A 15,641-nucleotide genomic window follows, 5' to 3' on the forward strand; every position below is an offset into this window, starting at 1 on the left:
CCCCCGAATCAGGACACATTTCTTTTGTCATAAATTGGCCTATTTTTGGTAATGTTAAAAGTGGCTACGATACTGGTGGCTATTCAGATTGATGTTTGGAGTGAGATTGTTTAATTTATGCCTTTGAAAATTCAGGTATAAAGGACTTTTTCTGTGAAAAAAATAGTTGGCTCAGTAATTTTGGCTTCTACACTTCTAAGTGGCTGTGCAGTTCAAACCTCGTATCCAGTTACTTATCATCAAGAAGACTTTCCCGTTGAACAAAGTAAAAACCTAGCAACAGTAGGTATTACGAAGTGGCAAGATAATAGAAATATTGCATCTATTAAAGATAATTACTCCGAAACAGCCGTCATGCGGATGGGGCCCGCAACAGTAGGTATTACGGATGACGATAAAGAATTTGTGCGTGTTGCAGATTATGTGCGTAAAAATTTCATAGAAGAGCTTAGATCTCTAGGTGTGAATACAAAAAGTATCGATTTAATTCCTAAGAGTGACGATCATGAGCTACTTACTAATTTAGCTAAAAACAATGATGTATCTTACCTAATATCAGGCCAATTGCTTAATTTTGATGTTAATTGCCATGGTGCATGGACTTTGGAATGTTCGAGAAATGTATCTTTTTCTATGTCAATGATCGATTCATTGGGCGATGAATTAATCACTCGGGAAATATATAGTGCTGCATTTTCTAATAATGAAGGGATGGGTGTCATGCATTCGACCCTATTAGATCAACTGACGAATCAAGTTTTGAGAGAAGCCTTAGAAAAAGCAGTGAGAAAGACGATTAAAGAATTAAATTCAGCAATCTAGCATTTAAGAGTAATTCCCAACGCTTGGCATTTTTCATTCCATCGTTGGGTTTTGTGCCTTCGGTGGTATGGTTATGTTTCGTGATAGCGTTGCCCACACCTTAATTTGGCTTTAAGCCATAGAAAATTTAATCTGAAACTGTCGAATTGGAGTTAATACTTTAACTCGGAAATGTCCATCTTCGAGTCAGCTTGATCTGAGCTGACTCATTTGTGCCCCATTTCAAGTTAGCGCGTATTCCACGATTATCTCTAATATCAGAACATTGACCAAATCTTCGTAATGCGACAAAGTAACTTACGATCTACTTTCTAACCAATTAATAACTTCCTTAGACTCTACACGACAGGATAGTACTAGCGTGAATAAGCTCTATATCATTGGCAATGGATTTGATTTGCACCATGGCTTGCCGACATCATTAACAGGCTTCCGAGACTATTCCAAACATAGTGAATTCCACCGATTATATGAAAATGGTGTTTTTATGATGTCCGCTAACCAGACATTAGATGAGCACTGGCAACAGTTAGAGACAAATCTTGCCAATTTTGATGTCGATGCACTCATTGAATATGCTAGTCAATATTATGATGATGACCCTCATGAAAATCAGTTTATCTATGAAGTCGAAAATGCTATTGGCGCGCTTACAGTGGGGCTTAAAAAGGACTTAAACAACTATTTGTCATTGGCTGAGAGTAGTGCAGTTGAGGACGACAAAGTATTGCCAATCGATACTAGTGCTCGCTTTCTATGTTTCAACTATACGAACACCCTTGAGCGGATTTATAACATATCTTCAGATCGTATCTGTTACATTCATGGCAAACTAAATAGCACTGACGTCCCAATTGTTGTTGGCCATGGTATGGAGGCTTCAGAATATAAAGCTCCGCCCTCAATTGACATATCAACTCTCTCAGAAGAAGAGATTGAGGCCTTTTCTGATTCTTACTCACCTGATTATGAACACGCAGTTAGTGAGGCTCATGGATACTTTAAAAAAAATCACAAGGACACTGCTGCTTGTATCCAAGCATCTAGCATTTTCCTACAGTCTTTAGTAGATATTGAGAGAGTGGTAATCCTGGGTCATTCTATAGCAGAAATCGATAAACCTTACTTTGACTATGTAAACAAAATAGTTGGGCCGAACTGTGAATGGTGGGCGTCTTACTATCCAAGTTCCGAAGAAGAAGAAATACGTAGTCGACTTGAGGAGATTGTTGATGACGAAAACAGGATGAAATTGATAGAGATGTCCCTGTTGACTAAATAATTTGAAGCTATCAATTTTTCTCAAACTATTTAACGTGACGGATATGCCCCGTTGTGTGTTCGCCGTTATATAGCTATTGAAAGCAAGGGTAAAAATAAGAATGAATTATACTCATACACTAATAAACAAGGCCACTTGAAAAGTAGCCTTGAGGTATTAATGTAAGCGCCTTCTTTTATGGAATCATACTAAGTAGTAAATGCACGTAGCCAACAAGTACAGCGATAGGTTTCAACACAAAACAGAACATAGTCGGCCAGTTAAACCAGAAAGGGGCTTCAAAGTCCTCAGCTTCAATTTTCTCTGCATCACCACAGAACTGTTGTTTTAATTTGTGCTGTTTATACGCATCATAGCTAGCCCACATCACAGCTCCCAGACTGTATTGCATTAAATCCATAAACAATGCAAAACCAAAACACCATAAAGCAAAATAGTTCAGTGCATCAGCAGCATTTTTGCTAGCTAGTATCCAAACAACAGCAATACCAGCTAGCGCGTAATTTCTTGCATTGGTGCTGGTAAGTTTGCTGTATTCTTGAGATTCATTCCTAACAAAGTCTAGATTCATATAAGTTTACCTAATTTCTCTTTTGGCCCACCGCTTCGGGTACCTTTCTTGTAAACTATTGAACCGTTGACTATGTCTTCTATGGTGATATGACCTATCAGACGCTTGCTTGATACACCTCTAAACCTTTTTCGTTTTAAGCCAAGTGTCTTGGATACCTCTACAGTGATTGTTCTGCAAGAGTCAACACCAGTTACAAGAACGATTGGGTGCCCTCGATTAACACCAACCGCTTTGACGCATATTACTTCATCAAAACCGAACTTTCGTTGGAGCTTAACTCTTTCTTTAGCCACATCATCACTAATGACGATTGCTGGTTTATAAGTATTTTTTTTCAAAACATGCCTATACGTTATAAATCTAATTTCACATACGTTAATACTAAATCTCTATCATAACGAATCAAGGAACTTAATCACATTTGATTGCTTTTTTAAAAATAACAGACTGAATAAAATGGTTATTTTTGTATGACCTTTAAGGCATATGGTAGCTGAATAGACTGTGCAGCGGTGAGCGAGCATAACGAAGCAGGTTGGGACGAACTGGTTTTGCTATACTAAAATTTACTTGGGAGCAAATATAACTGATAGTCATAACATCTAAAGGGGGATTATTTTGACTCTAGATAAAAACAGAAGAGATAGCGAAGATATAGATGTTGAAGGTGCTATCAAACGTATGCGAGCTCATTCAAGAAATACCAGATCATCATTTGGTAAACATCTTAAAGTTAAAGCGCCCAAGTCTGCATATGGACGCTGTGCTGGGCCAACAAAAACATAAAAGGGGTATTTTTAACCATGTAATCTGTTTAGTCGCCCGTAACTTCGTATTCACTAACGTTTTACTGGCTCAATGTCGCAGTTTAGCTTCACATAATATATTTAAGCAAAACAGAGAGCACTTCTTAGACAAAATATCTATTAGGCTTGTTAAATCAAATTCTTATACTTCTTTTCTCGAATGATGTCCCATCTGCATAAACCTAATCCATTTGATCCTACATTACCCCACATTGATATATGGGCATGTTGTTTCCTTACTTTAAAATAGAATTTTATATGATCCGACATTAGATAACATTGATGTGATAGATTCCACAGCTGCCATTATTGATAATAAAATCATAAATTTCATAGTGTTAAACAATTTGCAAATATAGAAAGTCTCTTATCCCAGAGTACGTCATTGCGAATGACTATTTATGATCTACTCAAAACTAAAATTCAAATTGGTATTAGTGCCTGGTTCATAACTAGCCGAATCATATATTACAAATCGATGACTGAATTTAATTCTTTGATTTTAAAGAAAAAATTGACAGTACCCTGTCTTTGTATAACTACTATCATTGTAATCCGTGTCATTTTAAAAAAACTTAGGATCAATAGTATTGGATTTAGATTAATAATCGATGAGCAGATAATTAAAACATAGATTCAGTCTTCAGCACTATGGTATGGCTTATATCTATATCTGTTAGAGGCTATAAGCACTTCTGACAACATTATTCAATCGACCCCTACCCCATTGAGCCTCGCGAATACGAGGCTTATTTCTATCCATCTACATGTTTGCTTCAGATTAGCATGTAATGCCCCAAAGCGTCTTTCACTGTTATTACGTTGCTTGCGAAACGCATTTTGTGAAACGTAAGTTGCGTAATAAACTCAAAACAGCCCCATTCCGTTTTATCGAAGATTGTCGTCTCAGGTGCGCTAAGACAGAAATGCCTTAGATTGTCTAATCTAGCAGTATCTACAAGTCGTGGGCCGTACGATACATTTAGACTAATTAATTTAGAAACGTTTCATTTAGAAGTCCTTTCACGTTCGTAGCAAAAATCAATTTAAAGCCCTTGGGATAGGTTTCAGTGTTTTGCCTAACTCATCCAAACCACGAATTATTTCTTCATGTCTTCTGGTGGACTCAAATGCTTCTACTTTCTGTCTAAGCTTTGAGTTCTCACTTTCTAAGCGTTGATTTAGTCTCTTCACCCCATTTAAGAATTCAAAATCTCCGGCTTTTGCCAACAATAATGAAGCCATTCCCAACTCTGCGTCTCTATTCGATTTGAAATACCAATCGCTTTTCTGTTGGATCGTGGTCCGTGGGTAAATTTAACGCAGCTAATCGTAGGATTTTTGCTTTAGTAGGCTCTAAAGATTTAAAGCCTTGAAAATCATAAAACTACCCCGCATGTATGCTTTAACACTGCAAATTCCTGCTAGTGTTTTTAAGTAAGGGACAACATGGCCAAGCAACATTTTTTATGTACCTACTCTGTAAAGACTAGAGAACAAGATACGCCAGCTGAGCAAAAACAAGCGGAAGCAAATGCCGATAAGGTTAGGCATGACATTAGAAATTACTATGGGTGGAGCACTATCAGCGACATAGAAACCACAATAACTGGAATTCTCGAAATAACCGGCAATACTCCTAAAGAAAAAGAGAGAAAGCTGAAGAGATCATTCGAACCAAAATGCGCGAAATTGTAGACCAACATGAAGCTTATCGTGATTTAGATGTTCACTGTGCATTCATCGTTGATGGGCTGGGAGAAACAATATCCTTCTCATTTTAATCGAAGAATGGAATAGAAAGCCTTGAATGGGGCTTTCTTATTTTCAAACTATCAGCTTTAGTATTCATATTCTGATTGTTGTCAGAGATAGTATAACCACTTTGCGAAGCGTCTTTTTAACGTAGGTTTTAGACCAAAATTCCCATAATTAGCTTCCTTAAGGAAACCGTGACGCAATGATAAAGGCGTATACCTTTCAACTATCGCGCGCGCCCCTGTTTCATCAAGCTTAGTATCGCGTTTAAAGTTACGTTCCATTATCTCTATGCTCTCCAATGGGATAGTAACTAATCCGTTGCAAGCCCGGTTAACGACTACCCATTCATTACTTTCAACTATATTATTTTGGTGAGGGCTATCAATAAGAGCTGAGCAATAAAAGACGTCTCTGGCATCTACATCCAGTGAAAGCACAATGTCAGATAAATAGCGGTATTCTCCATCTGAATTAGTGAACGAATTGAGCGTATCCATTTCTATTTGAACTTCAGCCAAACCAAGAAACTTAGCCGCTTCAATATAACGAAAAAGTGTATCTTGATATCTATGGTCCCAATCATTATTCTCGGACTCAATTGAAATATTTCTAACGAGTCTAACCTTATTTAACCCCTGTTCCCTAAGCTTGAGTTGTGTATGTTCATACAACGCTTCACACTCTCTGAGTATGTCTGCTATTTGTTCGTTGGACAGTAATTGGAGTGCCTTTACAAGTGGCCTAGTATTATCCAAACCGTAAAAAATACTCTTATTTACGACTCTATCTGTACAAAATGGTAGGCGTTCAATATTAAAAAGCTTTTGAGCAAAATAACTTAAAATAACGTAACCGCAATCTTTGCTGGCGTTGAAACCTCTTACATGAAATAGATTGCCTTCTTTAGATTCATAATCAAACCCATTTTCATCCAGCCAAAAACTACCAACTATTCCTATCATAGAGGCGAGAAGAGGGTTGTTGATTGTGAAGGCTTCTTCCTTATACCGCCAAATATCATGTTGCCTTGTCAGCATAGCACTCTTTAATCCCCCTAATAAATCCTGATCTATTTTCGACTAATCTTGTAACATTAATCAAACCTAAGCGTGTTTACTCGACCCATAAAAATTGAAATTTCTATGTAGTCCTTGTAAGCAGCAAGCAAAGCTCGTTTCGTTCTGTTGTAAGCTGCGAGTTTACCGTGTTTGTTGATGGAACATACAACGCTCTTGTATGTTGTGTTACCTTTATTGTCGTATTCTCTCCAAGCTGCAAGGTAGCAACTATCTACATTGCCAGGATCGCTGACTGTTGGCCTTGGCTTATTTATGATTTTCGGCTCGAGCGAATGAGGTAAGCGAGTGAATATCTCAGGCTCATGCAAGATGCGCTTCCAGTGCTTACCCCACAATTGTGAACCCAGCTCATTTCTAAGCTTGATAGCCTTTTTCAACCCTTTTTTTCGCCCACTTTTAGAAATCCAACGCTACGATGCAATACTTGGTCGTCGGGTGTATGAATGTGTACTTTGAATACAGTGGGACCACGACTTATGAATCGATGACCCGTATTTGTTTTTAAGTTGCTTTTACTCATGTTTCGTTTAATCACCAAGCGATATATCAATTGTTCAAAATTCAAACACAGAGGTTTTATGGTGGAATTGTACAGGCGAACCTTGTAAGTCAATACCGTCGGTAATTTTTCAGAGAATTTTTAGAAGCCACGCATTCACAACGAACCTGAAAGTTGTACTTGTAGTTTACCCATGCAATTCAATGTTCAGGCTTAGAACTTGTGAACGAAGTTGTCGTTACTTGGCTCAGTATTAATTATGATTTTTCAGGCGGCGTACTTTGAACTACTTTCTCCATTTCAAGTTATCATGCGTAAACTACTAAATATTACTATGGCGTTCATACCGTATTGCTGAATACAGATTGGCTTCGATGGTGCTTATGGCATCGAACTATTATTAGTGCATATTTCGGAGCATTCCGATCAGTCATTTCGGGGTTATCCGATCACCCATTTCGGTTTAAACCGATCACTGATTCCGCGATTATCCGACCACTTTTAGCCTAACTCCGAAATCGGTGATCGGAATAGCGAAAACTGCGTTCGGAATGCCCGAATCCCTTCCTTTTTCTCTTTTAAATCAATAGCTCGCTATCCTTTACTTCTTAAATTAGAAGGTAAGGAAGTGACCATGGCCAAAAAGAGAACTCCAATGAACAAAATCAAAGAGGTATTACGCCTAAAGTACGACTGCGGTCTCTCAAATCGCGATATTGCTTCGTGCCTGAAACTCGGCCCATCCACCATATCGGAACTCCTTACTCGCTTTAAACAAAGCCAACTTGGCTGGCCTCTACTCGAAAGTTGCAGCGACACAGAACTCACTCAAGCACTGTATCACGGTAAGAAAGCCAGTCGGGATAAAGTCATGCCAGACTTCACTCTATACGCTGTCGAACTTAGACGTAAAGGCATGACGAAGATGCTGCTCTGGCAGGAATATCATGAGCAATATCAAGAACAAGCTTACGCTTACACTCAGTTTTGCGAACACTTCACTCGTTGGTTCAAAACCCAAAAGCGCAGCATGCGCCAACTTCATGTGGCAGGTGATAAGCTATTTATCGACTACTGTGGGCCTCGGCTTCAGGTGGTCAACCCTGACACAGGAGAAGTGCGCGAAGCGGAAGTGTTCGTGGCGACTTTAGGTGCATCGAATTACACCTACGTTGAAGCCTTCCCTAGTCAAGGGAAGTCCTACTGGCTAGAGGCGCATGCTAATGCCTTCGAGCACTTTGGTGGTGTACCACAACTCTTGGTCCCCGATAATCTACGTAGCGCAGTTACCAAAGCTAACCGTTATGAGCCAAGGCTTAACGACAGCTATCAAAAGCTGGCGAATCACTATCAAACCGCAGTGATGCCAGCTCGCCCTTACAAACCGAAAGATAAAGCCAAGGCAGAGAATGCCGTGCTCCTCGTCGAGCGCTGGATCATGATGCGGCTGAGGCACCAAACCTTCTATACCTTCAAAGAACTGAACCTCGCCATCCGCGAGCTTATGAATGACTTAAACGACCGTGAGATGAAACAGTATGGCGCGAGTCGTAAAGCTCTGTTCGACAAACTCGATAAGCCTGCATTAAAGCCATTACCTAAGCAGCGTTACCTATATACCGAAACTAAACGAGCCAAAGTTGGCCCTGACTATCACATCGAATATCGTCGTCATTACTACTCGGTTCCTCATCAACTTGTTGGTCATCATGTCGAACTAGAAGCCTCTAATCGTCTGGTGCAGATCTACCATCAAGGTAACTTGGTCTCCCAGCACCCACGTAGCCAAAGAGAGCGCGGAAACAGCACCCAACCAGAGCACATGCCAAGCAACCATCAACATCAGAAGTGGTCGCCTGGACGCTTACTCAACTGGGGAGCCAATATCGGCCCAGCCACACGAGAAGTCGTCAATAAGATGCTGAACTCAAAACCTCATCCAGAGCAGGCATATCGTGCTTGTCTGGGACTACTCAGTCTAAGCAAATCCTATGGCGGGTCGCGCTTAGAGCAAGCCTGTAAAGACGCACTGATGCTGACAAAACCCAACTACACCTTCATCAACAATTTACTCAAGAACAATCGTGAAGGGCAACTGAGTAAAGATAAAGCGAGTACGCCGAACCTTGTTCACAGCAATGTTCGTGGCCCGAACTGTTATCACTAGGAGAAAGGATATGAACGCACTGAATGACCAACTTAAAACCCTTCGCTTGAGCCATGCGGCGAAAGCGTTAGAGCAGCAACAAGAACAACTGACCACTTACGCAGAGTTGAACTTCGAGGAACGGTTAAGCCTACTTCTGGAAAGCGAGATCTTGAATCGCAATCAGACCAAAATCCAACGCTTAAAACGACAAGCGAAGTTGAGAGTGGATGCTCAACCGAGCCAACTCATCTACAAGGAGGGGCGAAACCTCAATCGCAAACAGATGAGCGAACTTCTGACGGGTAGTTATCTGCACAAACACCAGAACATCTTGGTCACAGGCCCAACGGGCGCAGGCAAAACGTATCTTGGCTGCGCACTGGCCACCAGTGCCTGCGACCAACAACAAACGGTTAGGTACTATCGATTAACTCGCTTGCTTGATGACCTGACCGCAGGACGTTTAGATGGTAGCTATCAAAAGCAACTTCAATCGTTGGCTAAGAAAGTCTTACTGATCCTCGACGACTGGGGGATGGAAAAACTGACTCAAGAGCATGCGGGTCACTTATTAGAAGTGCTTGAAGATCGCTATCAAAACAGCAGTACAATCGTCATCAGTCAGTTACCAGTAAAGGAGTGGTACAACATGATCGGCAACGCCACCGTCGCGGACGCGCTAATGGATCGGCTGGTACACAATAGTCATCGAATAGAACTGGGAGGTGAGTCAATGAGAAAACTGGCACAATCCGATCACTTAGAGTAAAAATAAGAAGAGAGAAAAACGGCAGGATCAAGTGTTCGGAATAAACCGAAACGAGCGATCGCAATCACCGAAATACGCAATTAGTAAACAATTCAACACTTGTTTAGCGCGGTATTATCAAATCCAAAGTCCTAATAATCGTTCATTGTGGATAGAGAATAGGAGCTGTAATAGTAATTGTCCTTGGCTGCTGAGTGCTGGACGTGAAAGGACAGCTGTTGGGACAGGTTTGCGAATAGGTATACACAACACTGGAAACATCATTGGTTATAAGTTTCCGAGAATACCTATCAACCAGGAAGATAAAGAAGTGCAGCGGTCGATAAGGGCTAAGCATTACGAGTTCTATGACTTCGTAAAAGTATTCCCAGCAGTACTTTGTACTACTTATCCAATGAAGACCTTTTACTCATTCACATCCTGTTCATGGGCCTTTTCCCCTATTAAAAGTTATCTATTCATCTAATGGTGTCCGTTGTGAATCCCCGTGTATCACGGGGGTAAACTCGACTAACTATCAACACCTGATGTAATTTTAACTCTGGTAACAATGCCTTTGATCATAATTTAATGCTTACGATTTAACTATGTTTTATATGAGAAGTTAAAGTCATGATAAACTAACCTACAAAAAATCAGTTGGTTAATATTATAAAGGGGAGCTTATATGACAAAGGTTGTATCGTGTATCAATCTAAAAGGTGGTGTAGGCAAAACAGCCTTAGCTGTAAATTTTTCCGCCTATTGCGGTATTCAAGGTAAAAAAACCTTACTAGTTGATTTAGATCCTCAAACCAATGCTACGTTTTCTACGATTGGTGTTAAGAAGTGGAATGATGAAGTTAAAGTCCAGGGCACCGTTGCTGATTTGCTAGGAGCTAAAAGGCACACTAGCGCTCAAGGCCAAAGTAAAACCGCGGAACAAGTGATAGTAAAGAACGTCTTCAATAATGTAGATTTAATACCTTCTCACATAGACCTTTTTACGGTAGATTTAGACCTAGCTTCTGCACGCTTTCGTGAAACGAAATTGAAAAACGCGTTAAAAGACGTACTTGAAAACTATGACATTGTGATCTGTGACTGTCCTCCTAACCTTACAATTCCTACTCAAAATGCACTAGCATTCAGTACTCACTATGTTGTTCCTGTGACATTAGACTTTCTGTCTGCTATTGGTGTTAGTCTATTAGTTAAACGTGTTGAAGAGTTTGGCGAAGATCTCGACCATAGTTTAAAGCAAGCAGGCGTTGTTATTTCACGAGTTGGTCGTCCCGCTACACATAGAGAAGAAACAGATGCTACTTTGAGAGCTCAATTTGGAGACGCAATTCTCGATAATGTAATAAAAGAAAGAACATCTGTTAGTATGGCAGCACAATCTAATAAGCCGATTTTCTCATTAAATGATAGTGCGGCAAAAGAAGAGTTTTTAGCTGTGTGTGAAGAACTCCTAGAACGCATAGAAGGTTAGTATGAAGAGTCACGATTTTGCAAAACAATTAACACTTATGGCTAAGGTCCTTAAGAACGGACCAAATGTAGAACTAGACCAATTAGACATAAACAATTTCGGGAGCGTATCTCATATTGAGCCGAAAGTTGAGCAGAATGATATTCCTCGCGCTTTAAGCATGCTCGTTGGATTGAATAATGTACAGAAATCTCAGTGGCTAGCCTTAATCGAGGAATATAATATTCCTTTAGAGATTCGCCCTCGTGATGCAACCAGAGATATTATTGGGAAACTATTAAACTACCTTTCCAAGAATAAAGAGGCTCGCGAACAATTATCTGGGAAGAAAACTAAAAAAGTATCGAATTCTTCTTCAGAGCTAGCTGATGCTCTTAGCATATTGTTGACTTAGATATGGACTCATTTATCAAAGAGGTTGATGTTAACTTCGAAGTTTTTTTCAATGAAGTTCAAGTTAATATCGACAATGTTATTCAAAATAATAATTCGGATAAAGAGCAATTTAAGCTAAGTTATCGACGTTTGGTTTCCTATCAAGCTTGGATGAGCGAGATTTTGGAAAAAGTAACTTGTGATGAATCACTGTCATTTTTCATTGAAGCCCAAAATGACGCGCTAATGTCTCATTCTCTAGCGAGACAAGGTTCTTGGCGAGTTGCCTTGATGTCTCTTCGAAGCTGTATAGAGAATACCGTCTTTGGACTTTATTACATTCAGCACCCAGTTGAATTAGAGTTGTGGACAGAAGGGAAGCACAAGTTAGGTTTCACTGAGACGGTAAACTACTTGTTAAAACACCCAAAGTTTAACTCTACGAATTCGACTATCAATGGTATTGAAACACTAAAAGCTGAATACGCGACTTTATCAAAAGCAGTGCATGGTTCTTCAAAGCTATTCAGAATGACTAAAACAGGTCAGATTGAGGGCCTTAATGTTGCTTCTCCGAGTGACTTTGGTAGTTGGAGGACGCGCGAAATATCAGTACTTAACTCCTTAAATCTAATATTGCTTTGTTTTTTTCAAGATGAGTTAGTCGGTGCTGCCAATAGCAATTTACGCAAAGCAATTAGTGTAGCAATTAATCAGAGCAAGTTTCCTTTAATAAAGAGTGAGCTTAAGATTAACCTGATTAAACCCACACCTTAAGCTACCTGAGACATATACACCTTATAAGAAAGCCGAACCCACTCGCAATGGATCCGGCTTATACTCCTTGATATGCTAAAGGAGGACCGACTAACTAGATTAAGGTTCACGTTTGCAGTCAAAGTAACTCTATCAATAAAGAGCTGTTTCGTATTGATTAGCTTACGTCTATTTTTCATAGCTTGTACAAAACCAGACTTTTGTAATACTTCTTCTGGATATTGGCTATCGCCCTAGTGAGCCCCAACAAATGTGTTGATGTTTGATTTTCAATTCTGACTGAATCCCTAAAAGCGCTATTCCTTCTAATATTTGTTGTAGCCTATCGGCAGCTCCATACTGTCATATAACATTTTGAACTGTTCCCAATCATCATTTACGCTGAGTTCCCGACCTTTTCCATACGCATAAGCCTTTTACACTCAGGTGGTATCGGTTTTCCTTCACCCCAACCTGTGACGTTCTCACAGTTTTAAAACACAGTTCAGCAACCTATTCCTTCATCATCTGGCACTCTAACTCTCGAAAAATACAATTCTTACTCATTTCGCGGTTATTCAATGATAAACCTCTAAATACAAGAGGTGCACTGAGTTAAGGAGATATGCACCATCAAACATAACCAGACAAAGTGCGCACTGTACGAAAGCATACTAATTGGCAAATTTGCCTTATAAAAAGTTATTCATTAATCGTCAATATTAGAATTCTTGAAACACATTTTTGTCCAAAAATTAGTTACAGGCTCAGAATCATTGTGTGTGATCACCAAGCGATTCTGTTGCAATGACTATCAACTTCACCTTATAGCAACGCCTTAGTTTTTATGACAAGTTTACGCTTGGAAACGCGTCAAAATCAGCCCGATTTACAAAAAATTATGACAGATGCTATAATTGAGGTTCAAAAAGAAAAATTACTAACCTAACCAACTGTTAAAGATATAGTTTGTCAATAATCGTCAAAAAATTTGTCCCATAAAATTTCCAAGGGTGGGGCTTTATGGGCAAAGTTTATGATGGCTTGCACCGCATAAGTTTCCTGATTGACGAAAACGGTATCATTGAACACGTCTTTGACAAGTTCAAAACCAAAGATCACCACGAAGTCGTACTGAACTATCTAAAAGAAAAACAGGCTTAACTCGCACTGTTTAGAAAACACATGATGATAAAAGAAAGGCCAGCAATGCTGGCCTTTTTGTTAAACATATCAAGATAGGTTAGACGATAAACTTACCAAGAATCGCATCTTGCTCACGCACGTTTTCTGTTTGAACTTGCATTGCGATATTGGCTTCTTCAGCCGACTCAGACACCTGTGTCGACAAGTCTTTAATCTTCACTGTGTTGTTATTGATTTCTTCAGCCACTAAGCTCTGTTCTTCTGCTGCTGAAGCGATTTGCATGTTCATGTCGCTGATATGTTGAATTGCGCCATGAATTTTCTGCAATGCAGCATCCGCTAACTGAGCTTTGCTCACCGCTTCCTCTGCCGTTGCTTTACTTTCATGCATAGCAACAGATACTGAATTCGCGCCAGCTTGAAGCTGTTCAATCATACTACGAATTTCAGTGGTCGATTGTTGTGTACGTTGCGCCAGCGTTCGAACCTCATCCGCTACCACAGCAAAGCCTCGACCAGAGTCCCCCGCACGAGCGGCTTCTATCGCAGCGTTCAGTGCAAGCAAGTTAGTTTGGTCAGCAATGTCGTTGATAACTTTAAGAATCGTTTCAATGTTCGCCGTTGCAGATTCGAGACCTTGAACTTCCTCTACCGCCTGCTCAATTCGGGCTGAAAGCATATCAATCGATGAGGTCGTGTCACCCACCACTTTCGAACCTTCTTGAGTAGCATCATCCGCATCTTTTGCCGCTGAAGCCGCACCTTGAGCATTATTGGCTACTTCCATTGCGGTGGCTGCCATTTCATTCATGGCCGTCGCTAACTGCTCAAGCTCATGAAGCTGAGAACGCATAGCTTCAGAAGAAGAGTGTACGCTGCCCATGGTCTGTTCAGCACCACGCTTAATCTCTTCACCAATCGCTTTAGATTGCTTGATTTGGTTTTGCAGTGTTTCCGTGAACGTATTGAAGTCCATCGCCAACTCTGCAAATTCTTTATCTGTATCAGTGCTTAAACGCTTGGTTAAATCCCCCTGACCAGAAGCCACGTCTTTAATCGCATTATTAAGCGTGTTAAGAGGACGCATCAAGAATTTAATCAGAACGGACAAAATAACGATACTTAGAACCACACCGATAATAGTGTAGATAATCGCGCTATTTCTTAGGTTGTCGACAGTCGCGAAGGCTTTTTCATTGTCTATCAGTGCACCGACAAACCAGTTTTGACTCGGCAAATAGGTCAAACTAAGAAGAAAGCTTTTCCCCTCTATATCGATATTTTGAGAACCTTCTTTGATATCAATTTTAGGTAAATAGGTGGAAATATTTTGACCGTTATTTTCAACATTTGGGTGAGCGACGGTCATACCATCGGAAGTAATAATGAACAGCTTACCAGCGTCAAATAAGTTGATTTTATTAACCATTTCAGCAAGCCCGTTTAGCTTCAGGTCATAGAACATGGCGCCAGTGAACTTACCTTGGTTGTAAACCGGTGTTGCAATAGAAATGATCATTTGCTTTGTAGAAACATCTACATAAGGCTGAGTAACGGTTAACTTACCATCTCGTTTGGCATCGACATACCAAGGGCGTTTACGCGGGTCATAACTGCTATCTGGTTCCCAACCGTCGTCGTTTTCAACGACTTTACCGTCAATGTCGTAACCAAGACCAACGGCAAGAAAACTACTCTTGAGCTTTTTGGTTTCCAGCACATTTTTCACATAATCACGATTTTCGGGATCTAACTGAAGAATATCTGTGGTTGATTGAGCAAGAGATTTCTTACTCTCCATTTCCGAAGTTACTGTATCGGCAACTCCTTCGGCCATTCCTTTAATGCTACCACCAATTAAATTCGATACTTCCTTTCGAACAGTGCTTACCTGCTGAATAGATAGCAAAGATGCTGTTACCAGCAACAATACCGATGATGCGGCCACAATCTTTTGACTAAATCTCATACGTCCCTCATTGCACACTTGTGGTTATGTTATGTTCATCACTTTATCGACAAAAAAAATGAGAACTTAAGCAATTTCTTTATTAGTTATATGTATTGCAACTGACGCATGTTTAATACTAATCTCAAATAGTAAAAAAGCCCAAAAATATTCAACTTTTGGGCTTAATAAAATCTCAGG

At 40.0% G+C, this 15,641-nt stretch carries 13 protein-coding genes and 3 pseudogenes; 9 read left to right on the forward strand and 7 right to left on the reverse strand.

Annotated elements, in window-relative coordinates:
* Positions 1 to 153: 153 nt before the first annotated feature.
* Together P4S58_RS10765 and P4S58_RS10770 are read left to right on the forward strand one after the other, a co-directional pair.
* A complete protein-coding gene (locus P4S58_RS10765; protein WP_112404500.1) occupies positions 154 to 822 on the forward strand; it encodes a hypothetical protein in 669 nt (222 codons plus the stop codon).
* A 361-nt stretch (positions 823 to 1,183) separates the two neighbouring features.
* Positions 1,184 to 2,104, forward strand: coding sequence for a bacteriophage abortive infection AbiH family protein (locus tag P4S58_RS10770; RefSeq protein ID WP_337163964.1), 921 nt, complete (start codon positions 1,184 to 1,186; stop codon positions 2,102 to 2,104).
* A 175-nt stretch (positions 2,105 to 2,279) separates the two neighbouring features.
* Here P4S58_RS10770 and P4S58_RS10775 read toward each other — a convergent pair whose 3' ends face one another.
* The 3 genes from P4S58_RS10775 to P4S58_RS10785 all read right to left on the reverse strand — a co-directional run bounded on the left by P4S58_RS10775 (position 2,280) and on the right by P4S58_RS10785 (position 4,729).
* Complete coding sequence (locus tag P4S58_RS10775; protein WP_337163965.1) at positions 2,280 to 2,675, reverse strand: hypothetical protein; 396 nt, start codon at positions 2,673 to 2,675, stop codon at positions 2,280 to 2,282.
* A complete protein-coding gene (locus P4S58_RS10780) occupies positions 2,672 to 3,016 on the reverse strand; it encodes a hypothetical protein (RefSeq protein ID WP_337163966.1) in 345 nt (114 codons plus the stop codon). Before P4S58_RS10780 ends, P4S58_RS10775 begins: the two co-directional genes overlap by 4 nt.
* A 1,509-nt stretch (positions 3,017 to 4,525) precedes the next feature.
* Positions 4,526 to 4,729, reverse strand: coding sequence for a hypothetical protein (locus P4S58_RS10785; RefSeq protein ID WP_337163967.1), 204 nt, complete (start codon positions 4,727 to 4,729; stop codon positions 4,526 to 4,528).
* Positions 4,730 to 4,933: 204 nt separating this feature from the next.
* On the opposite strand from P4S58_RS10785, the gene P4S58_RS10790 reads away from it, so the two are divergent.
* The gene (locus P4S58_RS10790) at positions 4,934 to 5,182 is read left to right on the forward strand and encodes a hypothetical protein (protein WP_337163968.1); all 249 of its coding nucleotides are present in this window, start codon (positions 4,934 to 4,936) and stop codon (positions 5,180 to 5,182) included.
* 167 nt (positions 5,183 to 5,349) lie between these two features.
* Here the strand turns inward: P4S58_RS10790 and P4S58_RS10795 are convergent, their stop codons facing one another.
* Together P4S58_RS10795 and P4S58_RS10800 are read right to left on the reverse strand one after the other, a co-directional pair.
* Positions 5,350 to 6,282, reverse strand: coding sequence for a hypothetical protein (locus tag P4S58_RS10795; protein ID WP_337163969.1), 933 nt, complete (start codon positions 6,280 to 6,282; stop codon positions 5,350 to 5,352).
* A 56-nt stretch (positions 6,283 to 6,338) separates the two neighbouring features.
* Positions 6,339 to 6,844: pseudogene (locus P4S58_RS10800) on the reverse strand (Fe3+-citrate ABC transporter substrate-binding protein).
* Between the two features lie 613 nt (positions 6,845 to 7,457).
* Between P4S58_RS10800 and istA the strand changes: the two are divergent.
* The 5 genes from istA (at position 7,458) to P4S58_RS10825 (ending at position 12,367) form a co-directional block, all read left to right on the forward strand.
* Positions 7,458 to 8,990, forward strand: a complete 1,533-nt coding sequence (gene istA / locus P4S58_RS10805) for an IS21 family transposase (RefSeq protein ID WP_337162938.1) — start codon at positions 7,458 to 7,460, stop codon at positions 8,988 to 8,990.
* 10 nt (positions 8,991 to 9,000) lie between these two features.
* Positions 9,001 to 9,741, forward strand: a complete 741-nt coding sequence (gene istB / locus P4S58_RS10810) for an IS21-like element ISVch3 family helper ATPase IstB (RefSeq protein WP_337162940.1) — start codon at positions 9,001 to 9,003, stop codon at positions 9,739 to 9,741.
* A gap of 667 nt (positions 9,742 to 10,408) precedes the next feature.
* Complete coding sequence (locus P4S58_RS10815; protein WP_337163970.1) at positions 10,409 to 11,215, forward strand: ParA family protein; 807 nt, start codon at positions 10,409 to 10,411, stop codon at positions 11,213 to 11,215.
* A 1-nt stretch (position 11,216) separates the two neighbouring features.
* On the forward strand, positions 11,217 to 11,609 hold the full coding sequence (locus tag P4S58_RS10820) for a hypothetical protein (RefSeq protein WP_337163971.1): 393 nt from the start codon (positions 11,217 to 11,219) through the stop codon (positions 11,607 to 11,609).
* A 2-nt stretch (positions 11,610 to 11,611) separates the two neighbouring features.
* Positions 11,612 to 12,367 carry a hypothetical protein gene (locus P4S58_RS10825; RefSeq protein ID WP_337163972.1) on the forward strand — a complete coding sequence of 252 codons (756 nt, stop codon included), beginning with the start codon at positions 11,612 to 11,614 and terminating at the stop codon, positions 12,365 to 12,367.
* Between the two features lie 175 nt (positions 12,368 to 12,542).
* Here P4S58_RS10825 and P4S58_RS10830 read toward each other — a convergent pair.
* Positions 12,543 to 12,850 (reverse strand): annotated as a pseudogene (locus P4S58_RS10830) (regulator).
* Positions 12,851 to 13,360: 510 nt separating this feature from the next.
* Here P4S58_RS10830 and P4S58_RS10835 point away from each other — a divergent pair.
* Positions 13,361 to 13,510 (forward strand): annotated as a pseudogene (locus P4S58_RS10835) (thioredoxin-dependent thiol peroxidase); the annotation flags it as partial.
* Between the two features lie 79 nt (positions 13,511 to 13,589).
* Here the strand turns inward: P4S58_RS10835 and P4S58_RS10840 are convergent.
* A complete protein-coding gene (locus P4S58_RS10840; RefSeq protein WP_337163973.1) occupies positions 13,590 to 15,461 on the reverse strand; it encodes a methyl-accepting chemotaxis protein in 1,872 nt (623 codons plus the stop codon).
* Positions 15,462 to 15,641 lie beyond the last annotated feature (180 nt).

The organism is Vibrio sp. Hal054, from assembly GCF_037162405.1.
GTDB classification, from domain to species: Bacteria; Pseudomonadota; Gammaproteobacteria; order Enterobacterales; family Vibrionaceae; genus Vibrio; species Vibrio diazotrophicus.